At 45.8% G+C, this 23,447-nt stretch carries 23 protein-coding genes; all 23 read right to left on the reverse strand.

Annotated elements, in window-relative coordinates; all coding sequences use genetic code 11:
• Position 1: 1 nt before the first annotated feature.
• The 23 genes from HYS22_08780 to HYS22_08890 all read right to left on the reverse strand — a co-directional run bounded on the left by HYS22_08780 (position 2) and on the right by HYS22_08890 (position 23,443).
• Positions 2-655 carry an HAD family phosphatase gene (locus HYS22_08780; GenBank protein ID MBI1910247.1) on the reverse strand — a complete coding sequence of 218 codons (654 nt, stop codon included), beginning with the start codon at positions 653-655 and terminating at the stop codon, positions 2-4.
• Positions 656-666: 11 nt separating this feature from the next.
• Positions 667-2,676 (reverse strand): radical SAM protein, encoded by a 2,010-nt coding sequence (locus HYS22_08785; protein MBI1910248.1) that lies wholly within the window; start codon positions 2,674-2,676, stop codon positions 667-669.
• A complete protein-coding gene (locus tag HYS22_08790; protein MBI1910249.1) occupies positions 2,676-3,191 on the reverse strand; it encodes a DJ-1/PfpI/YhbO family deglycase/protease in 516 nt (171 codons plus the stop codon). The genes HYS22_08785 and HYS22_08790 overlap by 1 nt, the downstream gene beginning before the upstream one ends.
• Before the next feature lie 75 nt (positions 3,192-3,266).
• On the reverse strand, positions 3,267-5,087 hold the full coding sequence (locus HYS22_08795) for a thiamine pyrophosphate-binding protein (protein MBI1910250.1): 1,821 nt from the start codon (positions 5,085-5,087) through the stop codon (positions 3,267-3,269).
• A gap of 27 nt (positions 5,088-5,114) precedes the next feature.
• Entirely contained in the window at positions 5,115-5,798 is a 684-nt protein-coding gene (locus HYS22_08800) for a class I SAM-dependent methyltransferase (protein ID MBI1910251.1), read from the reverse strand.
• Positions 5,795-6,748: a glycosyltransferase family 2 protein gene (locus HYS22_08805; GenBank protein ID MBI1910252.1), complete on the reverse strand. Its 954-nt coding sequence runs from the start codon at positions 6,746-6,748 to the stop codon at positions 5,795-5,797. Before HYS22_08805 ends, HYS22_08800 begins: the two co-directional genes overlap by 4 nt.
• A gap of 9 nt (positions 6,749-6,757) precedes the next feature.
• The gene (locus HYS22_08810) at positions 6,758-7,534 is read right to left on the reverse strand and encodes an FkbM family methyltransferase (GenBank protein ID MBI1910253.1); all 777 of its coding nucleotides are present in this window, start codon (positions 7,532-7,534) and stop codon (positions 6,758-6,760) included.
• A gap of 95 nt (positions 7,535-7,629) precedes the next feature.
• Complete coding sequence (locus HYS22_08815; protein ID MBI1910254.1) at positions 7,630-9,417, reverse strand: thiamine pyrophosphate-binding protein; 1,788 nt, start codon at positions 9,415-9,417, stop codon at positions 7,630-7,632.
• 9 nt (positions 9,418-9,426) lie between these two features.
• A complete protein-coding gene (locus HYS22_08820) occupies positions 9,427-10,293 on the reverse strand; it encodes an NAD(P)-dependent oxidoreductase (GenBank protein MBI1910255.1) in 867 nt (288 codons plus the stop codon).
• Between the two features lies 1 nt (position 10,294).
• A complete protein-coding gene (locus HYS22_08825; GenBank protein MBI1910256.1) occupies positions 10,295-10,909 on the reverse strand; it encodes an SIS domain-containing protein in 615 nt (204 codons plus the stop codon).
• Between the two features lie 11 nt (positions 10,910-10,920).
• Complete coding sequence (locus tag HYS22_08830; protein MBI1910257.1) at positions 10,921-12,456, reverse strand: adenylyltransferase/cytidyltransferase family protein; 1,536 nt, start codon at positions 12,454-12,456, stop codon at positions 10,921-10,923.
• A gap of 8 nt (positions 12,457-12,464) precedes the next feature.
• Positions 12,465-13,457, reverse strand: coding sequence for a GDP-mannose 4,6-dehydratase (locus HYS22_08835; GenBank protein MBI1910258.1), 993 nt, complete (start codon positions 13,455-13,457; stop codon positions 12,465-12,467).
• 22 nt (positions 13,458-13,479) lie between these two features.
• Positions 13,480-14,496 (reverse strand): SDR family oxidoreductase, encoded by a 1,017-nt coding sequence (locus HYS22_08840; GenBank protein MBI1910259.1) that lies wholly within the window; start codon positions 14,494-14,496, stop codon positions 13,480-13,482.
• Positions 14,497-14,520: 24 nt separating this feature from the next.
• On the reverse strand, positions 14,521-15,555 hold the full coding sequence (locus tag HYS22_08845) for an alpha-ketoacid dehydrogenase subunit beta (protein ID MBI1910260.1): 1,035 nt from the start codon (positions 15,553-15,555) through the stop codon (positions 14,521-14,523).
• Positions 15,552-16,481 (reverse strand): thiamine pyrophosphate-dependent dehydrogenase E1 component subunit alpha, encoded by a 930-nt coding sequence (locus HYS22_08850; GenBank protein ID MBI1910261.1) that lies wholly within the window; start codon positions 16,479-16,481, stop codon positions 15,552-15,554. The genes HYS22_08845 and HYS22_08850 overlap by 4 nt, the downstream gene beginning before the upstream one ends.
• Before the next feature lie 45 nt (positions 16,482-16,526).
• Positions 16,527-17,177, reverse strand: coding sequence for a class I SAM-dependent methyltransferase (locus tag HYS22_08855; GenBank protein MBI1910262.1), 651 nt, complete (start codon positions 17,175-17,177; stop codon positions 16,527-16,529).
• Positions 17,178-17,202: 25 nt separating this feature from the next.
• Entirely contained in the window at positions 17,203-17,907 is a 705-nt protein-coding gene (locus HYS22_08860) for a transaldolase (GenBank protein ID MBI1910263.1), read from the reverse strand.
• 29 nt (positions 17,908-17,936) lie between these two features.
• On the reverse strand, positions 17,937-18,875 hold the full coding sequence (locus HYS22_08865) for a Gfo/Idh/MocA family oxidoreductase (GenBank protein MBI1910264.1): 939 nt from the start codon (positions 18,873-18,875) through the stop codon (positions 17,937-17,939).
• A 2-nt stretch (positions 18,876-18,877) separates the two neighbouring features.
• Positions 18,878-20,212, reverse strand: coding sequence for a UDP-glucose/GDP-mannose dehydrogenase family protein (locus HYS22_08870; protein ID MBI1910265.1), 1,335 nt, complete (start codon positions 20,210-20,212; stop codon positions 18,878-18,880).
• Entirely contained in the window at positions 20,205-21,149 is a 945-nt protein-coding gene (locus tag HYS22_08875) for an NAD(P)-dependent oxidoreductase (protein ID MBI1910266.1), read from the reverse strand. The genes HYS22_08870 and HYS22_08875 overlap by 8 nt, the downstream gene beginning before the upstream one ends.
• Positions 21,146-21,871 carry a nucleotidyltransferase family protein gene (locus tag HYS22_08880; protein ID MBI1910267.1) on the reverse strand — a complete coding sequence of 242 codons (726 nt, stop codon included), beginning with the start codon at positions 21,869-21,871 and terminating at the stop codon, positions 21,146-21,148. The genes HYS22_08875 and HYS22_08880 overlap by 4 nt, the downstream gene beginning before the upstream one ends.
• 3 nt (positions 21,872-21,874) lie before the next feature.
• The gene (locus HYS22_08885) at positions 21,875-22,867 is read right to left on the reverse strand and encodes a kinase (protein ID MBI1910268.1); all 993 of its coding nucleotides are present in this window, start codon (positions 22,865-22,867) and stop codon (positions 21,875-21,877) included.
• 12 nt (positions 22,868-22,879) lie between these two features.
• The gene (locus HYS22_08890; protein MBI1910269.1) at positions 22,880-23,443 is read right to left on the reverse strand and encodes an SIS domain-containing protein; all 564 of its coding nucleotides are present in this window, start codon (positions 23,441-23,443) and stop codon (positions 22,880-22,882) included.
• Positions 23,444-23,447: the final 4 nt, after the last annotated feature.

Genomic DNA, 23,447 nt, shown 5'->3' on the forward strand with positions numbered 1-23,447 from the left:
ATCAGGTGATCAGGTTTTGTATAATTTCAAGAGTTGCTAAATCAGAAAAGCGATCGATGATGAAATCAGCCTCTTTTAAGAAAGATTTATCTTGAGTTGATGCTATTGCAATACATAAAGCACCAGCGCTTTTGGCGGCTTGAATTCCTATAAGGGCATTTTCAACAACGATTGATTCGTGAGGCAAAATAGAAAGCTCCCGCATCGCTTTTAGATAGGGATCTGGATACGGCTTTCCCCTCTCTACCTTGTCACCTGTTACAATGACATCAAACATGTTGAGAAACTGATGCGGTGTGGTATCAAACAATCTCTGACGGCTTCCAGCAGAGACAATAGCCATTTGTATTCTACTTCTCTTTAAGGCTGTTATCAGTGGAACTACCCCGGGGTAATTGTTGAATTTAAAATCTTTTTTAAAAAGTGCCTCTTTTGTTAGAATAACGTCGGACGAATCGATGTTGCTGATGCCATATTTGGTAGTTATGATTCTAACGATTTCATCAAGTTGAACCCCCTCTAAGGGGAAATAATCTTCTCTTTGTAAAGAGATTCCGTATTTTTTGAAAGCCCCGTACCAAGCCTGATAATTGTATTCCATGGTGTCGGCCAAGACACCATCGAAATCGAAAAGCACGGCTTTAACAATTGTCACGAGTATGGTTTTTACTCTAAACCTGCCACGTGAGGATCGGCTTCTTTTTTAAATTTGAACCAAGGAATCTCTTTCACCCGGCAGTACGAGTTTAACCCAGAAGCATGGGCGCGAACAACCGCCAAAAGATAATTAATGTCATTCCCCTTTCTTTCCTCTTTGTAAGAGGATTCAAATTCCAAAATACAAGGCTCTTTTAAAATCTCAACGCCATTTTTATTTTTCAATAAAGCATTAAAATACTCTAAAAGATTATATTCAAATTCCACATGAAACGGGACACGGCTTTTATTTAGTGGAGAAACCGCTTCCTGATACGAACAGACCTCTCTCACCAAAGGAACTTCATCACCGTGCCCCTTCTCAACGACAAACTCAACTGTTAAGTTTTTCAATTCACGATGAAAATCTTCCTCACCGTGATAAGCTGCAAGAAAACAGATCTCGTGAGGTTCCCAGTGATACTCTGGATATCCCTCAAACGAAAGCATGTTGTCATCACCACGCAGAATTGAATCTGTATTACGATCGAGTTCTTTAAGCAATTTTGCCATCATTGGCGCGCGGCCGGGAGTTCGTCCGGCCTGAATCAGATATTCGATGAAACTTTTTGGTGTAATGGCATAATGTTCCCTTAAGAATTCTATGGTATAAAAAGCCACTTTCATATTATGCAGCGCCTTTAGGAGATACCCGAAGCAAAAAGCCCGACACCAATCAGGTACCGGCATTGACCTTGTGCCAACGATAGTTTCATCCACTTCATAAACATCCCGATTGACAGTGCGCTGTCGAAGTACAGTCGATTTTGTGAAACGCGTTTCAATGCCATACTGTTCACGATATTCCGGTTCAGCCATTTCTGAATTTGGTAAGGCATTGGTAAGATAAAGGGCAAAGTGATCTGTTGGTAAAGGCGACAGGACCTTCATTAAGCCATTGGTAAACGATTCGTACGTTTCACCGGGTAATCCCAGAAGAAGTTCAGAGTAGGTCTCAATGCCGCGTTCATTATATTCCTTCTTTAATGAGGCAAAGGTCTCCAAATCAATGTTGGTGCGTTTAATGGCCTCTAAGGTGTCTTCATCGAAAGATTGCATGGACAACGTTACCATAAAACCCATTCCATTTCGACGCAAGGCATCCGCTATATCGATTGTTTTTTTACGAGAATTTTTCATCCAGTTAATCAGGATATAACGCGGGGAACCTGTCGTCTTATGTAAGTGACCCAAATATTCTGCGATCTTCAAGTCACGTTCCTTGATGCCAAAATTGGCATCAGTTGCGAAAATATAAGGAATTTCATTCTTACTCATCCAGTCCATCTCACGGACAAGGCGCTCTTCCGTGTGTATAATGACTCGACTCTGCGTGACCTGTCCCCAGTCGCAAAATGTACAGGCAAAGGGACAACCTCGATTGGTTTCCCAGATCGTACCCGTAATCTGTTCTCTATGACGGGCCAAGATTTCATCGAATATTCCGGTTAAAAATGGTGAGGGAACGAGATTCAAATCAGTAATACGTTCGCGCGGTGTAGTCTTGATATATCCACTCGGGCTTTCCTTGGAACGGAAACTTATTCCCTTAACATTGTTTAAATCTGAACCTTCCAGGAGCGCACGCAAAATTTCGACAAGGGTGATCTCCCCTTCCCCGTGAGCTAAGATATCAATAAATTCGTGTTGGGAAAGAAAATGACCAATGTCTGTTTCGTATCTGGGTATAGAGGGGCCTCCAAAAATAATGACACAATGCGGAAATCGTTCCTTGGCTTGCTTGGCCACTAGAAGGGATTGACGGATATTCCAGACATAGCCCGAAAATGCCAGAACCACAGGGTCAATCAATTCACTCACAACCTTGGCCGGTTCTTGTCTCAAGAAGTTAATGGAAGTACGGTAATGACCTTTGAGAACAGGGTCTTCCCGAACGCAAGCAGCTAAAATACCGGCCGCAAGCGGTAAGAGACAACGCTCGCCCGCCGGATTAAATTGGTTGATGTACAGATTCTTCATCAATTTTTTGTTTTATAGACCCTAAAAGTTTCCCTCATCCAGTCACCAAGATACTTGTAATGAGGGGAAGTAATTAGATTTTCGTCGGTGACATAAGGAGCATCAATGTACTTGGCACCGGCATTATTAACATCGTCCTTGATACTGTAATACCCAGAGACATTTCTTCCTTTAACGATATTTGCCGAGATCAAAAGTTGAGTTCCATGACAGATAGCGGCAATAACCTTGCCCGTCTTGTTAAAGTTTGTTATAAAATTGATTACTTCTTGGTCTTGACGTATATACTCCATAGCTTTAGCCCCGCCAGGCAAGACGAGAAGAGAGTAGTCTTTAACATCAATTCCTGTGATATCCCTGGTTGGAGTGATGGTGGTCCCAAGGATTCCCATCACTGTTTCTTTATTACGAATGGCCACATCCAGGGCAAAACCTTCCTCCTGCAGTCTATAGTAGGGATAAATAAACTCATGGTCCTGGACCTTCCTGCCGGTTATAATAAGTGCCCTTTTCATTTTGCTTTACCTCCTTGATGTTGTTGGAATAACAGAAAATATTATTGAAACGGTAGAAAACAAAGCCTACCCAGTCTAATCGGGTTCTTCCCAAAGGTCAATAATCATGTTTGAGCGCAATTCGTCACGTGATAGAAGAGGAGACATATCTTCCAGAGGACGCTGATAAGCTTTCCCCTTTTTTGTTTTTCCATAGGTAATGTAAGGGATGAGAGGCTGATGCGGGCTCATCATTATCTCACAAAGGAACGGCCCTTCTGAATGGAGTGCGGTTTTTATTTTGTTTCTTAGTTCACCATGATTGTGAATACGCTCATTGTTAATACCATAGGCCTTGGCAAGGCTGATCATATCCGGGAATGAAACTCCTCCTTCCGTGCTTGAGGCTGAATGACGGCTTTCAAACCAATCGTCTTGAGTGGTACGTACGGTCACATACCCGTTATTGTTGATCAAGAATATCTTGACGGGTAGATTGTGATGAACGATTGTTTGTAATTCCTGAAGATTCAGCTGGATACTGCCATCTCCCGTGATGCATATCGTCCGCTTTTGACCTCGCGCAAAACAAGCCCCGATACTACCAGGTAAACAATACCCCATGGGGGCGGCTCCACCGGCATGAAAGATCCTTTGACCTCTCTTGGGTTTGAAGGATTGAAAAGTTCCAGTAAAAGAAGTTCCCACACCGAGTACAATAACATCATCATTTTTCAGTTCTTCTGAGAGAACATCTGTAAAGACATATGAATTTACAAATCCTTCTTGATTATAGTATTCCGGCAAGGTCGCAGGATACCTTTTCCTCCATTCTTGGCACCTCTGTCTCCAAGGATGGTATTGTTTGATGTCTACTTTTGAATCTTTATGCAAAAGATTAACAAAGTTCTTTAAAAAATCTTTGGCGTCCATGCAGATTGTTAGATCCAAAGGAACAGTTTCTTTGGTTAATTCATTTTGATCGATATCAACAACGACTTTTTTTGCAGCGCGGGCAAAAGTTTTATAATTATGCCCAGTCAGGGAATTGGCTAATCTTGATCCGACACATAGGAGTAAATCACAGTTCTGAATAGCAAAATTGGCGTATCGTGTACCAAAGATGCCAGGGCTACCCATGTATAACGGGTCATCATCAGAGGCAATGTCTTGGATGTTCCAGGTACAGACGTACGGAATTTGTAACATTTCCAGTATTTCCAGCATTTCTTGTTCTGTTTTTGAAAGATGCACTCCCCCTCCAATGAGTAGGAGTGGCCTTTTTGATTTTTGTAATAATTGGATTAAACTTCCAATTTTATTTGATTCATCTGACCGATTTTGTTGTTCCTCAAACTCCTGTGGTGGATCAAAGCAGGGGAGGGTGTCAGGATCAACTAAGGCATTGGCAAGATCCAGCGGGAGGTCAATCCATACAGGCCCTGGCCTTTCGTGACGTGCTAAATAAAGGGCCTTTTGTAAATGATATTTTATTGTTTGACGATCACGGATTGTCACAGAATACTTTGTGATTGATCCGACAATCGCAGTAATATCCAGTCCTTGGATGTTCAGTTGTCGTATTAACTTATTTTCTGGACGATCTGAACGACTCTGCCCCGATATAAAAATGCAAGGTATAGAATCCTGCCAAGCGCAGAGGACTCCGGTGATTGCATTTGTCCCTCCCGGGCCAGTGGTAACAATGCAAGCGCCCAGGTTGCTTGTCACTCTTGAATAAGCCTCTGCCGCTATTGATGCGGCCTGCTCATGGTGAGTACAAACGTACTTAATTTGAGGATTCCGTTGGAGTGCATCTATCAGAGCCAGGTTTGCACCTCCACTAAGAACGAAAACGTGGTGCACCCCTTGAGCCACAAGACTTTGAACAATATAATCAGAAATCTTAATCTCCATGAAAAACCTTTAGGATATAGACAGTTATTACATGTTCCCTTTTACACCGACTCCAACGGCAAAAAGATAATGGCCCATCGGGTAGTACCCCGTATGCAACACCTCGTCGTTCATCGAAAACAGGAACACGTTGGCAAAATATTTGTCAAGCAACGCCTTTAATTCTTTATGGCCCTTTAGATTGATATGTTGGATTCTGCTTCTCTTAGTTGCGTATCTGTTTGCTGTAATATTGGGTGTTCCTATAATATACACCCCATCATTTTTGAGACAACGAATCGAATTGTTCATAAAACGTTTTTCAAGCGGAGCGTCAAGATGCTCTATAACATCCACCGAATAAATCCCGTCAAATTTTTTTTGAGGGATGCCATCGCAAATACTCATCTTTTTAAACTCGAGATTTTTAATTTTCCTTAACCGGTCACTGTTGTCCTTGATCAGTCGGTCATCCACATCTATCCCGAGAACATATCTGGCCCCTTGAGCTATAATAGGAATGCCAAACCCGTCTCCGCACCCAATTTCGAGTATATCCTTTTTACCCTGCAACATCTTGGCGCAGAATTTGTATCGGGCGAGAACGAAACACATATGCTTAGGGTCATTTAACAGGCTATAAGAGGTCCAAGGACCAAGCTTCATAGTCTCCGTATCAAACTGGTAAGAACTCGCTATTTTGAATGCTTCTTTCTGAGACAACTTCTTCATGAAGCCTCCCTTTGTTTTAAAAAATGATAAAGTCTTTGTGCACCTGGAATTCTTTTGAGCACGGCCTTAATGACGGATCTTATGATTGCTTCTAGAAAAGGCCAGTTCAGAAACCGGTAAAATCTAGGCGAACTGAAAGTTGTAATGAATGCAAAATAGAAGAATGTTGAAAGAATCCCAGAACGTTTAAAGAAGGGAAGGGTGTCTCTGTATTTCTCCGAGATAATGGTTTCGAAAAGTAGCCGGTAGACCTGTTGGCGTTCCAACCAAGGTCTTGGCTTTTTGGAATAGGTGGTTGAATGCACTCTAAGCGTGGCCAACTTGCCTGGGACATAGCAAATTCCGTAGCGGAAGGCGATGACGTGAAGGGCAAACCAATCGCAGTGCCAACGGAGCTCCGGAATTAAGGTTCCAGCTTCTAAAAATACGGTTCTCCTCATTAGGGAGGTGTGCCCAGCGATCCAAAAGAAACGACGCTTCATCCTGACGACAATCTCTTCTGGTGAAAGATAGCAGGCTTCACTCACTCCCTGCCTGTTATCCGCAAAAATATTTGTGTCACCGTCAAAGGTGACAGGGTCCGAACAGCAAAGACCCGCTTTTGGATATTGAGCGAGCATTTCCATTGATTTTTCAAAGAAACCGGGAAGAATCTTGTCATCAGCTCCTGCAGAATAGACATAATCACCAGTAGCCAGGTGAAATCCTTCGTTGGCTGAAAAAATGACACCCTTGTTTTCTGAATGCCGGATAAGTTGAATAACAGGGTTCTGGGCGGCAAGGTTGGAGAGAATCTGCAAACTATTATCCGTTGAACCGTCATCAATGATGATAATTTCGAAAGCTTGATAGGACTGATGAAGGATAGCCGACAGGCACTCTTCCAGATAATGACTGTGGTTATAGTTGCAAAGAATAACAGAGAGTGAAGGCCTTGTTTTGTTATTCATTCCAGTATTCTACAGCGTGAAGTTGATCGACCAGGGTGTTTCTGAACGACGGGATATAAATAGAGTTCCATCACGATGACTCATTGGCATGTCATTGATTTTCGTGACGCGCTTCCAGTTTGTTTTTTGTGCAAAAAGATTAATCTTTATTTTATTAAAATGGTCAAAAACAGCCTTGGCATTACCTTCGTTACCAATCTCGACAAGGGCATCGGTCTTTTGCCACTGGTCGTTTTTTGTGGCCAAAAGAATTTCTTTTTCATGCCCTTCGGCATCGATCTTCATGAGATCGGCCCATTCGATGAGGGGTTCAATGGACTCTACAGTGACGGGAAACCGCTCGAGGTCACCATAGGGATTTGGCTTCGATCCTGTCAGATGGCTTCCCGTTGTGTTGCCAAGGACCCGGGTGAACTCACACGTCCCTTTGGTGCTGGAAACTGCGGCATTGATGGCTTCTACATGAGCGCACTTATTGAGCTCCAGATTTTTCCTTAATTTTTTATAGGTGTCGGGATCGGGTTCGTAAGAGCGGATTGTAAACCCACATTTACTGAGGAGTATCGAATGTAAACCGATATTGGCACCAATATCGACAACACGTTTGTAGAGATGGCGGTTGGTCCAGTAGAAGCTGAATATAATCAACTCGTCCATCCCAAACAGGTCCAATGAATCGATCGCCCCCATTCTCACATAGGGAAAGATTAATTCTCCAAATGGAGAAAAGGTTTTGGAAACACATGGTTCTGCATTGCTGAACAATCCTTCAATTTCTTTGCGCACAAAAGTTTTCAAGAGCTTGTAAACGGGAGATACCGGAGAATGCTCGCTGGTAATCCGGGGCAGGTCCAGGAATAGATTTTCTAAGGGGGTTGGCACTATTTTAGGGAAGACGCTGTTGGTTTAACAATCATGTTTTCAAAAAATTCCTTTCGACCTAGCAAAGGTTCGGCGTCCTCAATCGGTCTACCATAAACTGCTTGAGGCACGACCCGATAGGCCCCATCAATTTCCACGTTACAAAATAGTGGACCGGGGGTGTTGTAGGCTTCAGCGATTTTCTGATCGACTTCTTTGTTGGTATCTATTGTTAAAGTTTTATAACCGTAGGCTTCAGCGACCCTAACAAAATTAGGGAAGGCAAGGCCCCCTTCAACAGTTGTCGCGGCATAGCGAGAATTAAGCCATTGATCCTGAGTCTGTTGCACCATGGAATATCCATGGTTGTTAATAAGGAATATCTTGATCGGGAGATCATGTCTTAGGAGTGTAGCCAGTTCTTGGATATTCATTTGTAGCGCGCCATCTCCCACAACGCATGTTATTTGTTTTTTATCCAACGCCAGACTGGCACCCATTGAGGCCGGTAAGGCATAACCCATCGGTGTATTATTGAAGGCGCTGAAGGCCCGTTGCCCCGTTTTGAATTCAAAGGCTTGCATCATCCAAGCCACAGCGCATCCGGTATCGATGAAAAAGATCTCACCTTCAGGGGCTCTTTTTGAAAGAGTTTTTACGAAGACATAGGGGTTTAATTTTTTTTCGGCATAATAGGCCGGAGGGCATATGGGGTATTTTTCCTTCCAACCGCTGATCCTTTTCTTCCACGCGGAGAGGTCTTGAGATTTTACTGACTTAAGTTGGGAAAGGGTGAGACTTAAAAAGTCCTTGGCTTCAGCCTGTATCAACAGATCGGCAGTCAAGCCAAAAGTCCCAAATTTTTTCAACTCAAAAGGATCAATATCAACAATAATACGCTTGGCCTCCCTCGCAAAGCTGGATAAAGGGCTCCCAGCTTCATGGGTATCCAATCGAGTGCCGACGGCAAGGACAAGATCGGCATTTTGAACGGTATAGTTGCCGTATCGGGTGCCGTGGACGCCAAAGGTACCGGCGAGAAGGGGGTGGTCGGAAGGGAATAAGTCAGCAATACCCCAAGTGGGGACAATGGGGAATCCTAACTTCTCGACCAGTTTTTTTGCTTCTTCTTCGGCCTTTGATAATCGGACTCCCCATCCTAAAATTACCACCGGTCTTTTTGCCGCCTGAAGGAGCGGAAGACACTGCCCGATTTGAGCTTTGAGTTGGTTCAAGTCCTTGATCTCCGGAGTTGGGATGAAAGGTTCCAACTCATCAGTATTGATTGGTTCCCTTTGGAAATCATCGGGGATGTCGACAAGAACCGGCCCAGGTCTTCCGGTCTTTGCAATGGAAACAGCTTTTTCTAATTCGTAACGGATTTTCTTACGATCCTTTACCAAAACAGCATATTTAGTAATGGGACGGTACATGTCGACAGTATCTGTCTCCTGAAACCCTACTTGTCTTACCCCTGTGTTACCTTTGGAGCGAAATGAGGCCACCTGGCCAGTAATGTAAAGGACAGGGACCGAGTCGAAATAGGCGCAACAAACCCCTGTCATCATATTGGTGGCCCCCGGGCCACTGGTTGCCAGCGCGACGCCAAGATTACCTGTTATCCGGGAATAGGCATCAGCGGCCATTGCCCCGGCTTGTTCATGCTGAGGACAGATGAATGTAATATCAGGGTGTTTAGAAAGAGAATCAATCAGGTGGATGCAGGCCCCCCCTGTAATGGCAAAGACGTGGCGAATACCCTGTTTTGCCAGAAAATCTGCGATATAATCAGACATCTTCATATTCATAAACTTTCCTTACAAAACACGAGTTAGGTTGGAGACGTAATCTTGCAACGCTTCCTCAACAGGGGTGTATCGAAAACCTGGGACGACGCGCAAAAGGTTGGAAACATCGAAATGACGGTGTGTCAAAGGTACTTTGCGAGGCAGTTTTTCTATCGAAAAAGAGAAAGGAACAGACCGTTGGAGTATTTCAACAATTTTGGCAAAAGAGTAACTTTGACCCATGGCTAAATTATAAAGGCCGGTCGTTTTATTTTGCACGAAATGTGCGATAAGACGAACCGCATCGTTGATATAAAGATGGTCTCTTTTATCTTCACCATCACCAAAAAGACGAACACGTTTTTCCTGAAAAATGCTACGCATGAAAAGGTTAGGCCCGTACGAACCGTGGGTATCTCCAAAGCCATAAACAGGATTGAGACGAAGTATGAGTAATGGCAGGCCGGTAGTTTCTGAAACTCGATTGAGGATTCGCTCCCCGGCGTACTTGGCTAGGGCGTTAAAGCTGGATGGCTCAATGCCACTTGTCTCAGTAATAGCCTTCTCTGACAGGGGATACACGGCATCGGTACTCAAATAAATGCATTGTTCCACGGGATGTTTTTCCAGGTATTTTGCAAGATTCATCGACATGTCGAGATTGGTTTTCAACACATCAAGGGTTGCTCCTTTATCAGGAGTGAGGGCAGAGGTAAAAATCAACGTCGTTTTGTTATGGATCAGGGGGTCAAGACATGACAGAGAATCAAATCGACGGAGATCAAGGGTGGATGAAGAGAAACCATGAATATCCTTGTCATCGGACTTCAAGAAATTAAAAAGGGCTTTCCCCACGAAACCTGTGTGCCCTAAAATAATCACTCTTTGAGACGTCATTTCATTTCTCCACGGATTCCCATTTCATCGGGGCCGTTTGGAGTTTTGGGTGTGAAACCAGCATATGCCACACCAAGACTTGGAATGTCTCGGCATGGGCTGTGACAGTTTCGGCGTTGATCGTTGGGATGATAACGCAGGCATCTGCCATTTTTGCTGTAAACCCTCCGTTCCGACCAACCACTCCAGTTATTTTAGCTCCCACTGATTTTGCATACTCCACAGCTCGTACCAAGTTAACGCTGATTTTCCGTTCGATATCCCCTCCACCTACTGAAAAAACGCATATGGCGTCATTTTTGGACAAACGGCTTGTCTTTAACCACTGGGAAAAGGCTGTATCCCATCCCTCATCGTTGATCCTTGCAGTCAGCTCGGAAACGTTATCGGTAGGGGCATAGGCTTCAAAACCACAGATTTTTCGAAAGTCGTTGACGGCATGGGAGGCGTTGCCGGCACTCCCTCCAACACCGAGAAAAAACAGGCGTCCGTTGTGGGATCGAACCTCCAGGAAAAGGTCAATGATTCTTTCAATGGAAGCATGGTCGATCTTGGAAGCCACCTCCTTTGATTCCTCCAGATAACGTTTAACAAAATTTGAATTTTCTGGTTTCACCGGAGTAAAGGTTATGTGTAATGAACCGTTTTCTCAAGTCTTGAAATTTTCTGCTCCACCTGCTCACTTTGAACCGGCAGATTGCCCGAATGTTCACAGGTAATAGCGGCTCCTATCGAGCCGAGAATGGAGGCGATGACAATCTTGCCGGTCGCTTTCAGGGAGAGAGAGGCATAAGCCAAAAGGGCATCGCCACCCCCGATCGGATCAACGAGGCTATCAACAAGGCTATCCACGGTAAAAAATTCACGGGGGCCGGGTCCGGAACTTCGACAAGTGATAATTCCTCGATCCCCTAATTTGAGAATAAGATGCTTGCAGAATGCTCGGCGGAAGAGTTCGGAGGCCAATGGTCGGATGATCGAATCTTGGTCACCCAGGGCGAACCGGGCCTCTCGTTCATTAGGGGTGATGAGGTCAAAACCGGTAAAATCGAGGATATTCCCCCAGCGATTCGAGACTTGGCTGTCCGCTACTTTTAATGAATGAGGCGGAATTCCCTGGCAGAGGTATTGAATCGTTTCACGGTTAAAGATCCCGTGGCGAAAATCACTCAGCACGACAATATCAGGGCTTGAACGACGCATTGACTCAATCATTTCGTTGAGGATTTTTTTAGAAACGGGTCGGTTATCCACTCGATCCACTTGGAGCATTTTGTAATTGCTGGAGATGAAGCGCTCCTTATGGGTCGTTGGTCTTGTATGATCAACGGTTGGGTGACAAACAATCCCTGACTGGGCTAGGTCTTTCAGGACAAAATCTTTTAGGGAGTCCTTCCCCAAAACTGTTGAAAATGATACCTCGGCCCCCGCTGATTTCATATGTTTCGCGACCACGGCGGCCCCTCCTGCAAAAACGTCTGTATAGTCATGCTTCACGCTGAAAGTGGGTGATTTTGCCGTGGCCCCCAACAAAGAACAGTAGCTATAGGAATCAACAATCGTATCTCCGATGACATGAACACGCAGGCCCCTCATCGCTTTAACGGCATTGCGCAGGTCATTAAAAGTGACATCCTCAGATTGCATGAGGGCCAAAAGCTTCTCTATTTTCAGATTGGGAGGTTGGGTTTCAATCAGGGACGACGAGGAATAAACAATGTCACCCGGCGTGAACACCATTTCTCCACCATAGGACTCGAGAGCCGAAACTTCGTCTTGAGTCTTTGGTGGAACTCCATTGGTGAAATATTCGTATCCCTTGGCAAAATAATCGGGCTGGAGATATTTTATATTGTCAATGGGTGTTGGATTTGAATCAATAATGACAAAGTCGACCATCTCGAGGGCCGCCAAATTGAGGGCCCTCAACTCTTCCGGGACGTAAGGCCGATAATTCGCCTTTTCGTTGTGTTTATCAGTCGTAATACTGGCGATCAAAATATCGGCTTTTTCCTTTGCATAAGCAAGGTGGCGCAGGTGACCTGGGTGGACAATATCAAACATCCCGTGGCACATAATGACCTTTTTTGTTCGAGGTCGCGGTCCAATGAGGCTCGCCAAGTCTTGCAATGATTTGATCTTTCTGGAGTAAGCAGGCTTCATGATCTGTTTTATGCGCGCAGGGTAAAATTGGTCGGTTGTTTTTTCAAATATTCCAGGTGTTCTCTAGCCCAAATGACCACATCATTAATGCCATCTTGCAAAGGGATTTCCGGTTTCCAGCCCAAGTCCTTGGCAATGAGAGAACTGTCGAGCAGGTACTGCGCATCCTGTCCTAACCGATCAGGTGCCAGGTCGACCAACTGGTTAAAAGGGACCGATGTCTTTTCACAAATAATTTCTACAAGAGTTCTGATGGCGGTACTTTCTTTAGGACCGGCGTTATAGACTTTTCCTAAATGGCCTTTTTCGGCTATCCAATAAATGGCTCGTGATAGGTCATCAGTGTGAATATAAGACTTTCGTGCCGTGCCACCCCCCTGCAATGGAAGTTTATGACCCAGCAAGGCGCACAAGACCGCTTTAGGGATGATCCGATGAAGTTGTTGTCCGGGGCCATAGGCATTGGAAGGGCGAATAATATTGACGGGGAAGTTTTGTGACCGTGCTACAGAAAGCAGATAAAGATCGGCGGCCGCCTTGGAAGCGGAGTAAGGGGAGGAAGGACGAATAGGAGCCTCTTCAGAAGCGGGTGCTGTCACAGATCCATAGACTTCCGAACTACCCACCTGAAGCCATTTTTTAAGCCAAGGGGCACCTATGAGGGGCTCTACAACTTTAGCGAGGGCCACGGCATTTGTTTCAAAATAGCGCCAGGAGGATTTCCAACTGGCGGCACCTTCCCCTTGGGCCGCAATATTCACAACCACAGAAGGTTGTTTAGCCTTGAGCAGTTCAATCAATCTTTCAGGCTCATAGGCAATGTGGATTTGGTGGTACTCATATCGGGAATCATCGATCCCCCGGTGAAGAGAAAACGCGGGGGGCTTTTCAGGATTGCGGCCCACAGCGATAACGTAGACGTCAGGGGCCTTTAGTAGAAGATACCGTACCAGCTGAACACCGAAGACCCCGTTTCCCCCAAGAACCATGTAAGTTTTCATAAGCCCTCCTGATTGAATGACTTTAAACCAAATGAGAGGCCTGAACGGCTTTTACGTTATAATAACGGATATCGGTCATTGGATTTTTAATCTTTCCTGCGCGAAATGCATGACAAAGATCAACAACAGCATCTTCAAGGGTCCTCTTGGGAGCCCAACCGAGTTCCTTTTTTATTTTTTTTGAAGAGACATGATAGGAACGGATATCATTTGTCGATGTCATTTCGACGGCAATGGGTTGTAGTTCAGGCATTTCCCGAGAAACAATTTTTCGAACCATTTCTGCGAGTTCCTTCAGGTTAAAATTTTCATAACAGGCGTTGAATGTTTTTCCCCCAATTTGTTCAGGGGGTCGTTTCAGGAGATCGACATAAAGTTCCGCAATGTCATCGATATGGATATTGGGTCGTTTTTGAGTCCCCCCAAAAACGGTAATTTTCCGATTGTTCACCGCGTGGTTTGTAAGGATGTTGACCGTGAGATCGAGCCGCAGACGGGGAGAGTAGCCACAGACTGTTGCGGGCCTGATAATAACGGTTGTAAATTCCGGGGAGTGATATTTTAAAAGATGCGGTTCGCACATCCCCTTATATTTGTTGTAATCGGTTAGGGGGACGAGCGGATGGTCTTCCGTAACCTCAGGGGCGTCGCTGACGCCATAGACACTGGAGGTCGAAGCATAGATAAACCGTTGAACACCGCTTTTCTTCGCGATGGCAACCATCGGTTCGAAACACTCGTAATTGATGGAACGGCTTAATTCGGGGTTCAGCTCGAAGCTTGGATCATTTGAAATACAGGCCAAATGAATAACGGCATCGGCCCCCGCAAATATCATTTTTAGAAGCTCCTGATTACGGATATCTCCTTCCACAATTTCCAAATTGGGCTGGTTTTTGGGCAGAACGTCACGGCCGAACAGAAACAAATCAATGACTCGCACCTTGTAACCTTCAGACAGCAATTTTGGGACTAAAACGGCACCGACATAGCCGGCGCCTCCGGTAACAACAACCGTCTTCAGCTCTTTTATCCTCATAACTCTCCCCTGTTCATGAATGGTTTAGTAAGGACCTTGAAAGTGCTCCTGAATATCTGTTAAGGGCTTGCGCAAGTCAACATCCAATTCCATCAAAGATTGGCATGCCTTCACAATGGATAATGGTGTTGGGTGGAAGGCCTCTTCGAGCGGTTTTGAAACGGGGGCTGGGCAATCCGCCTGCGCTAAGCGACGAACAGGGGCTTTTAAGTATTGCCATCCCTCTTCGGCTGCGAGAGCGGCAATCTCGGCTGTAAAACCGTAGAGATTCCAGCTCGTATCAGCGATAACAAGGCGACCCGTTTTTGCAATAGAGGCTAATATTGTTTCCCGGTCGAGGGGGCGTATACTTCGGGGGTCGATGACTTCGGCACTGACTCCCGATTCTTTTAAAATATCAGCGGCGCGAAGTGCTTCATACGCCATAAGAGAGGCGCCCACAATGGTAATATCTTTTCCCTCACGAACCACCCGAGCCTTGCCAAAAGGGATGGGAACCAGTTCTTCCGATACCTCTTCTTCGATTTGGTAACAGGCGCGGTTTTCAAACAACAGAACCGGCGTGTTGCCATGCAGGGCACTAATGATCAATCCTTTAACATCGGAAGGGAAGGCAGGTGCTATCACGTAAAGTCCTGGGAAATGGGCAAACATCGTATGCAAACTCTGTGAATGTGTGGCCCCCTGGCCCCAACCCCTTCCTGTGATTCCACGAACTAACATGGGAACGGAATTCTTTCCCCCGAACATATATTTCCACTTTGCCATCAAATTAATGATTTGGTCAGAGGCGAGAAACATGAAGTCATCACGAGCATGGACGACAACAGGCCTTTTCCCGGCGACTGCGGCTCCTGTAGCGATCCCGGCAAACGCATTTTCACAGTTCGGAATATCAAAAACACGATCCTTGCCAAAACGACGATAGGCTTCCAAGGTTGTTCCAAAAATACCACGTGGATCATCAACGCCGGCACCGGCGATAAAAATATTCTTGTCTTCAGCCATACACTGGACGAGGGCCTCGCTAATCGCTTCCCAATATTTGAGTTTTCTCATGAGTAGGTTCCCTCCAGTAGGCCTTTGGTATCTGGAAAGGGGAGTCCAACAACGGACTGGATGGTTTTTTCCACTTCAGTTTGGTATTCGTTCTTCCAAAGTTTTATTTGGTCTGGCGTACAGGCACCACGGCTCAAGGCAGTTTCCGAAGCCTGTTTAATCGGGCATCGTGCCATCCAATGGTCAATCTCTTTTTGGGTACGATAACCCTGTCCTGTGTCAAACAGCGGACCCACATGCTCACGCCAGCGATAGGTCATACACTCGAGAAAGAAAGGCCCTCCTTTCTTTCGGATATCATTGATACCCTTAACAGCCGCTTCATAAACCGCTTCCACGTTGTTTCCATCCACCTGTTGTGCCAGCATCCCATAGGATTGGGCTCGTGCATAGATAGGGATGTCGCGAGGTTGGCGTAGGTAAAGAGGGGAGTGAACGGAAAAAAGATTATTCTCACACACAAAAAGAACCGGCAATTTTCTCATGACCGCAAAGTTCATTGATTCATGAAATATCCCTTCTTCAACACAGCCATCACCAAAAAAAGTGACTGAAACATGAGGCCGATTGTCCATGGCAAAAGCAAAGGCAGTTCCCACCGCAGTGGCGATCGTTTCTCCCATGATGGCGGACGAAGCGATCATCCCCACCCCAGGATCATTCAGGTGGACCGACCCTCCTCGACCCCGGGCACAACCGGCCTCCCGACCAAAGAGTTCCGCCACCATACCCAGGAGGTTGCCTCCCTTTGCGAGATAGTGGGCATGGCATCGGTGACCGCTATAGACAGCATCCTCCGTTTTAAGAGCTGCACAAACACCGACAGCCGTGGCCTCCTGACCAATTGAAAAATGGGTCGGTGTTCTCATTTCTCCCTCGGGGTACCTTGCGGCGATAGTCTCCTCGATGGTGCGAATCCGCATCATTTTTCTCAAAAGTGAGATAAGCTGTTCGTTAGAGACAGGCATCAATTACTCCATGAGAAACCAGTAATAATCCCCTTTGTAGCCTGTTTCCTGAAATAAATTTTCCCATTTGTCAACGTGCATAAAGGTTTTTGCGGTTAGAATCCAGTCGAGGAGACGCTGTTTTTCCAATTCATCACGATAGGCATCAACAACAATGTAGGTATATTTTTTAGAAACCCGCTGGATCTCTCGAATGGCCATTTTACAGTTGTTGAGGTCGAGATTATGGATTGTATTAATGGATAAAACGAGATCAAAATATCGATCAGGCCAGGGGATTTTGTTGGCATTTCCGACCGAAAGAAAAGGACGAACGTTTTCCACTGAGTTTTGTATTGCATATTGAGAAATATCGACACCGGCAATTTCCAAATGGGGCATCAATTCTTTAAGGTCGTGGAGTAAAAAACCCTTGGCGCATCCGACGTCCAGTACCCGGGCAGAATCGGGTAGATGATAATACGCCTTTAGCCTCTTGGCCACTGGTTTCCACCGGCCGTCATAGATGTAGCCGCCATACCCTTGAGTACGGGGCCCATCGAAATATTCTTTTCCAAATTGGCAGGCCAGTTTACGATCAGCGGGTGTGACAACTCTCCCACGGCTCGATCGGTTTGTTTTCGGAAGAGAATCCAGTAAATTTATCTCGCCCATGGTGTCGGTTGTGAATGAATGAGGGTTAAAGGTGATACTTGGCGGCGACGGCATCCTCATAGAACATTTTGACTGTTTGTAACGACATGTCGGCCAAGGTAGTTCCCAGAACTGGGATTTTTTTGAGAAGGTCGTTTGTGATGGTAATGATATGACAACCCATCCTGTCGGCTTGTACAACATTCAGAACCTCGCGGGGACTTGCCCAAAGCAGTTCAGCAAGGGGACGATTCTTGAGAATATTGAGCGACTCTTGCATGACCGGAAGTGGATCTTGTCCCGTATCGGCAATCCTTCCAGCAAAAACGGACACAATAGCGGGCGTATTTTCTGCGAGAGCCTCGGCAATCCACTTAACCTGATCTACCGTTAAAATTGCCGTTACGTTCAGTTTAACACCTTCATGACTGAGGTTGTGGATAATTCGAGAGGTTTTTTCTCCTCGAGTATTAGTAACCGGAATTTTGACATAGACATTGGAACCCCAGGATGAAATCTTTTTTGCCTGACGGGCCATTTCCTCAATATCGTCTGAAAACACCTCTAGAGAAATAGGCAAATCGGAAATCACGGCTAGCACTTTACGGCAAAACTCCTCGTAATCAGCGATACCGGCCTTGCGCATTAAGGTTGGGTTGGTTGTAAACCCCCTCACTGTCCCTTCACGGTAAGCCTTTTTCATTTCTTCCAGGTTGGCACCATCAGCGAAGATTTTGATTTTTAGTTTCATTGTATTGAGCTCCTTTGTCCCTGTTGTTTTTATTTTATTGGAACAGTTTTTCGAATCACTTCAATATCCTTCATGATCTCCAGGGAGATCCGATTGTCTCCCAGATCACCCGTTTGACGCAGGGAGCGAAAGGCTTCCCATTCAGCAACCCAACTCAAATCCTCAGTATAAAATTCCGTCAACATTTCGGGAACACCTGAAGGGAAAACTCTGCGGTACAGGTGAAGGTCTTGTCGTCCCCACTTGGGAAGGTTTACAATTTCAATAGCACCCTTGTCACCGGAAATTTCAAGATGAAAGCAATTTTTCCATCGAAGGAAACCAAAATGAATCTGGCCAATAAGACCGTTAGACTGGAAAGTAAGAAAACCGTTGTCATCCAAGGGGTATTCCTTCTTTTGCAAAGACCCCTGGAAACCTTCAGGTTTGCCTATGAACCAGTGAACCAGGTCCAGGAGGTGAGAACCCATGTCCATCAACGATCCCACGTGGTTGGTATTTGTCAAGACAGCCCCATTGGCATAGGTTGCTTTAAAAAAGTAAGGTCGTCCGATAATACCTTCTTGATAAAGAGAATGTGCTTTGATGAGGGCGGTATCGTGTCGCAGATTGAATCCGCATTTTAATACCCGTTTTTTCTGTTCTGCAACTTGAACAACCCTTTGAACCTCCTCGAGTTTCATTCCGAGGGGCTTCTCGCAAAGAACGTCCTTTCCGTTTTTCAGGCATTCTTCGATCAAGGGAATGTGGGATGCAGCGGGCGTTGAGATGACAACCGCTTCAATCTCCTCGGAACAGGTGACCGTACGATAGTCTTCTGATGGGGTTACTGAAAAAGTTTGTTCCAAGGAAGGCCAGAGTTTCCTGTTGGTTTCTACAAGTCCTAGGATTCTATCTTCCGGAAACCCAAGAATTGTTTGGGCCCGTTTGGTGCCAATATTGCCACAACCGATAATACCAATTTTCATTTTTAAAGATGACTCCTGCGAGGAATCCCCATGGCAATATAGTTGATAGAAGAGTTTTGTTTGACCTTGGGGCCCAATATATTGACGCCGTCGATGATGACGGGTTCTCTCATGAGTTGAAGAAAAGGTTCTGCTTCATTAATGCGAAACTCATCCCACTCTGTGAGGATGATGAGACCATCCGATTGCCGAAGGGCTTCAAACTTATCGGAGACAACCCGCACATTCTGGATTGAAGAAGGCAATTTTGCGAGTGGATCATAGGCCAGAATGTTGGCACGTTCTCCATAATCGCGGATGACTTTCAAACAGTGTGCATTATGGAGCGAATCGGTCCCTTTCTTGTAGGCAAGCCCCCAGAGTGACAATGTTGGCTTTTGATGATCTGTAAAAATAGTCTCCTCCAAGGCCTGTACCAGCCATCGGTAGCGACCCTTACTGCTTTGAATAATAGTGTTTAATAACTGCGGGACCAAGCCGTTTTCTTTGGCAAGTCTTGAAAGAGACATCAAGTCGCGTTCCAGATGCCCTCCGGCAAAGCCGAGACCGGGACGCCAGTAGGAATAGGGGCTGAAACGCCTGTCGAGTTTCATGGCGGCCACAATCTCATGTATATTGGCTCCCACTTTTTCGCATAAATCGGCGATGGCATTCACAAAAGTTACCGAATTGGCCAGGTAAACGTTAATGGCTGATTTAGTGAGCTCGGCACTTTCGTAAGAACCGATGACAAGAGGAACTTTAAAAGGATCGTGCAAAACCGCCTGGACACGGCTATTTAAGCCTTGAGAAGAATCTTCGAGACCGACGATAATGCGATCTGGTTTCAAAAAGTCATTGACCGCTTGGCCAATGGTCAGGGTTTCAACTCGGTAAATGAGTGAAAATAATAGCTCAGGGCGGTATTTTCGGATGCGAGAGCCTAGGGACCGTGTGTAACCGACCGGGACTTGCCCCATGAAAATAAAATCGACCCCAGAGGCTAAATAAGGGATCGTTTTATCCAAAAGGTTATTGATTTCTGTCAAATCAATCTGTCCTTCTTCATCCATCGGGACGTCCCTGGCAAAAAATACGACCCGGCATTTTTTAAGGAGTTCGGGGTCAGAGGTAAATTGAAGGTGAGACCCGGCTTTTTTGAATAATTCAGGAAGGTTGGGTTCAGGAATCGGTAGGGTTCCTTTTTGGAGAGTTTCAACGGCCCGACTCTCTGAATCATAGCCGATGACGTCAAAACCGAGTGAGGCATACCCGACAGACCAGATGATCCCGAGGTGTGAAAGACCTATAATCCCTACTTGTGGGGTCTCTGAATGAGTTTTTGTTGTATCAGACATTAGAGAACCTGTAGTCCCTCAGAAGAGGGAAGGATTTAATTAATTCCTTAATCCCCTCATCCAATGAGTGGATTGGTTTCCAGCCGAGCGATTCAATCTTCTCATTACTGACGATGTAATCTCTCTTGTCCGGATCTTCACCGACAGGAGCGGCATGGATATAAAAGTTAGGGATGTATTCGCGAATTTTTTCGCAAAGCTCTCTTTTACTTAAATTGGCAGAACTTAATCCTACGTTAAAGGCCTCCCCTTTCATCCGTTCATAATTCTCAATGCCAAATAGGAAAGCTCTGGCGACATCCCTAATATGGATGTAGTTCCTTTTAAAATGTTCCTGGAAGAGGACGATGGTATGGTCCCGGCAGGCCTTGTAGGTGAAATCGTTGACAAGGAGATCAATCCTCATGCGGGGAGAGGTGCCGAAAACAGTCGCCAGCCGGAAGGTAACCGCCTTGCCAGAATCCAAAAGCTCTTGTTCGATCTTTACCTTCAATCGGCCATAAAGGGAGACAGGTCGCAAGGGGGTCTTTTCCGTGCAGAACTTTCCCGCTTCACCGACACCATAACCGCTGTTTGTTGTCGGGAACAAGACCTTTTGAGATGAGGAGAGGTTAGGAATCATCGAGTGGATCGCTTCGTAATTCACCTCTTCAGCCAGGCGAGGGTTTTTATCACAGAGAGGGGCCCCTACCAGACAGGCCAATGGGATAATCATATCGGCTTTGACAGTCAGTTGTTTCATCAGTGGTGAATCGCGAACATCCCCTTTGATAAGTTGGAAATTCGGATCAGCACAACAATCCAAAAGAGACGTTTGCTGATACAGGAAATTGTCAACGACAGTTACCTGATAGCCTTCTTGGAGAAGGGTTGGGGTGAGAATGGATCCGATATAGCCGGCCCCTCCCGTGACAAGGACTCTCCCTTTTTTGTTCATTGTAACTCCTTGAGTTCGTTTTGGAGATAGTTGTGGGCCCGTTTATACGATTCCGGAAGGCCGATATCAATAAATTTTCCGTGGGTGATGAAGGCACTCATGCCGTTCTGAATCCGGGCAGGGAAGAAATCTTTTTCGAGTGAGAAAGACTTTTTTTCAGGCCATCCCTCAAAGGCATTGCGATCGATGAGGTAGACTCCTGTGCTGATCAACCCCGATTTGGTAGCATTTGATTTTTCACGGAAGGCACGAACCTGACACGATAAAGGATCCACCAGTACATTGCCATAACGTTGCAGGTCGTCCTGATGGGTGAGGACGAGTGTTATCGGTTGTTTTTTTCTGAGATGATGGGTGACCAGTTGAGCGATATCGAACTCAACATAGGAGTCGCCATTCATGACCAGGATAAACGACCCCTTGGTCTGAGCAAGGGCCTTCTTAATGGCACCTCCTGTCCCTAAAGGTTGCCCCTCCACGGAGAACGAAATTGGGAAGGAATACTTTTTTCCCCGTGTGGTATAGTAATCGATGATTGTTTCGGCCTTGTAGGAAACAGCCAGGATGAGTTTTTGGATCTGTTTAGATGTTGCCAATTGGTGCAATAAAAGATCCAGAAAAGGTTGATCCTGTACCTTGGCCAGAGGTTTCGGAAGGTTAGGGACAACCTTCCTCAGCCGTGTCCCCAGCCCACCTGCCAGAATGATCGCTTCCAAACCCATGGGTTATTTTAGGTAAATAACGGTGCTTCCCTCTTCTTCAAAAAGAAAATGGACCTCAAGCAGATCCTTGAGTGTGGAGCGAACGGCATCCTGTTTATGGGGTGGTACAACGAGGGCAAGGAAACCCCCGCCCCCGGCGCCGCACAGTTTTCCCCCATAGGCTCCGGCCTCGAGGGTCCGTTGATAAGCCTGGTCAATCAGCGAGTTAGAAACCTGAGTGGACAATTTCTTTTTGAATTCCCACCCTTCATGAAGAAGGGCCCCCAGTTCCCTGACCATAGTTTCGGGCGTTTTTTCAGAGACAATTTTCTCGGCCTCATAAACCATGGAAAGCATGCGTAAAAGGTATTCGTCCTTTCCTTTTGTCCTGGTATTTTCCACCTGTTCCCTGACGACTTCACTTGCGTGGCGTGACAGGCCCGTGTAAAAAACCATGAGGGATTGCTGAAAGGCTTCTCGTTTTTCCCTCGAGATAACCAGCGGTCTTACGTTAACGCCTTCCTTTGAGAATTCCATGATGTTCAGGCCGCCATGGGAGGCATGATACTGGTCTTGGGAGCCGACATTTTCACGGATCAATTCCTGCTCCACGTGGCGTGCCTCCTCGGCCAAGTTTTTCTTGGATACCATTTGGCCGTTCAACGCGTGCAGAGCGTGTAAAAAACCAACGGTAAAAGCGGAAGAGGACCCAAGACCCGTTCGGGCGGGAAGATCGGCAAAAATGTGAATATCGAGGTTCCCTTCGATCTTCTTGTAACGGAGGCATTCGCGCACACTCGGATGGACAATTTCGCCCACTGAATTAACAAGTTCAGCCTTTGAGTAACCCACGCGAATTTTGTAGTCGAAAAAGGAGCTCAGGCGATTGAGACTGACGTAAACATATTTATTGATTGTTGTTCCCAGGATGGCACCCTTATGTCGAAGATAGAACTCCCGGTAATCTGTTCCGCCACCGAAAAAACTGATTCGAAGAGGGGTACGGGTGATGATCACAATAGACCTCCTTTAGAGAAAAGCCTTTTCAACAACTTCAGCAAGAATATGCTCCACGAGAAGAAGCATCTCCTGAATACGAGGGGTGTCGGAGGAAGGAACCTTGATGGTGAGATCGCTTATTTTGGCGATTTCTCTTTCAATAGAACCTGTCAAAAGTATGGTTTTCACCTGACGGTGACGGGCCATTTGGAAAGCCTTAAGAACATTCTTGGAAGCTCCGCTGGTACTGATTCCAAAAAGCAGATCACCCGGGGATCCCAAGGCCTCAACCTGCCGGCTGAACACTTCTTCGTAAGAGTAGTCATTGGCAATGGCTGTTAAGGTGGAGGTATCCGTAGTCAAGGCTATCGCCGGGAGTGGTTTTCGGTCTTTATAGAAACGACAGAGAAACTCCCCTGCAAAATGTTGGGCATCTGCCGCACTACCACCATTACCACAACAGAGAATCTTATGGCCTGATTTCATGGCATCAATGATCCACACGGAGGCAGTTTCCACATTCTGGATACAACGGTCATTTGCAGATAACTCGCTAAAATTGGCCGCCGCTTTTTCTACTATTTTTTTAATCATTTTC

This window comes from Deltaproteobacteria bacterium (genome assembly GCA_016177765.1).
Taxonomy (GTDB): Bacteria; UBA10199; UBA10199; order JACPAL01; family JACOUP01; genus JACOUP01.

Bases quoted from the DNA above. Each gene is read 5' to 3' on its own strand.
- HYS22_08785 (MBI1910248.1), bottom strand. From the start codon at position 2,676: ATGAAGAATCTGTACATCAACCAATTTAATCCGGCGGGCGAGCGTTGT.
- HYS22_08790 (MBI1910249.1), bottom strand. From the start codon at position 3,191: ATGAAAAGGGCACTTATTATAACCGGCAGGAAGGTCCAGGACCATGAG.
- HYS22_08795 (MBI1910250.1), bottom strand. From the start codon at position 5,087: ATGGAGATTAAGATTTCTGATTATATTGTTCAAAGTCTTGTGGCTCAA.
- HYS22_08800 (MBI1910251.1), bottom strand. From the start codon at position 5,798: ATGAAGAAGTTGTCTCAGAAAGAAGCATTCAAAATAGCGAGTTCTTAC.
- HYS22_08805 (MBI1910252.1), bottom strand. From the start codon at position 6,748: ATGAATAACAAAACAAGGCCTTCACTCTCTGTTATTCTTTGCAACTAT.
- HYS22_08815 (MBI1910254.1), bottom strand. From the start codon at position 9,417: ATGAATATGAAGATGTCTGATTATATCGCAGATTTTCTGGCAAAACAG.
- HYS22_08820 (MBI1910255.1), bottom strand. From the start codon at position 10,293: ATGACGTCTCAAAGAGTGATTATTTTAGGGCACACAGGTTTCGTGGGG.
- HYS22_08830 (MBI1910257.1), bottom strand. From the start codon at position 12,456: ATGAAGCCTGCTTACTCCAGAAAGATCAAATCATTGCAAGACTTGGCG.
- HYS22_08835 (MBI1910258.1), bottom strand. From the start codon at position 13,457: ATGAAAACTTACATGGTTCTTGGGGGAAACGGGGTCTTCGGTGTTCAG.
- HYS22_08840 (MBI1910259.1), bottom strand. From the start codon at position 14,496: ATGAGGATAAAAGAGCTGAAGACGGTTGTTGTTACCGGAGGCGCCGGC.
- HYS22_08845 (MBI1910260.1), bottom strand. From the start codon at position 15,555: ATGAGAAAACTCAAATATTGGGAAGCGATTAGCGAGGCCCTCGTCCAG.
- HYS22_08850 (MBI1910261.1), bottom strand. From the start codon at position 16,481: ATGATGCGGATTCGCACCATCGAGGAGACTATCGCCGCAAGGTACCCC.
- HYS22_08855 (MBI1910262.1), bottom strand. From the start codon at position 17,177: ATGGGCGAGATAAATTTACTGGATTCTCTTCCGAAAACAAACCGATCG.
- HYS22_08860 (MBI1910263.1), bottom strand. From the start codon at position 17,907: ATGAAACTAAAAATCAAAATCTTCGCTGATGGTGCCAACCTGGAAGAA.
- HYS22_08865 (MBI1910264.1), bottom strand. From the start codon at position 18,875: ATGAAAATTGGTATTATCGGTTGTGGCAATATTGGCACCAAACGGGCC.
- HYS22_08870 (MBI1910265.1), bottom strand. From the start codon at position 20,212: ATGTCTGATACAACAAAAACTCATTCAGAGACCCCACAAGTAGGGATT.
- HYS22_08875 (MBI1910266.1), bottom strand. From the start codon at position 21,149: ATGAACAAAAAAGGGAGAGTCCTTGTCACGGGAGGGGCCGGCTATATC.
- HYS22_08880 (MBI1910267.1), bottom strand. From the start codon at position 21,871: ATGGGTTTGGAAGCGATCATTCTGGCAGGTGGGCTGGGGACACGGCTG.
- HYS22_08890 (MBI1910269.1), bottom strand. From the start codon at position 23,443: ATGATTAAAAAAATAGTAGAAAAAGCGGCGGCCAATTTTAGCGAGTTA.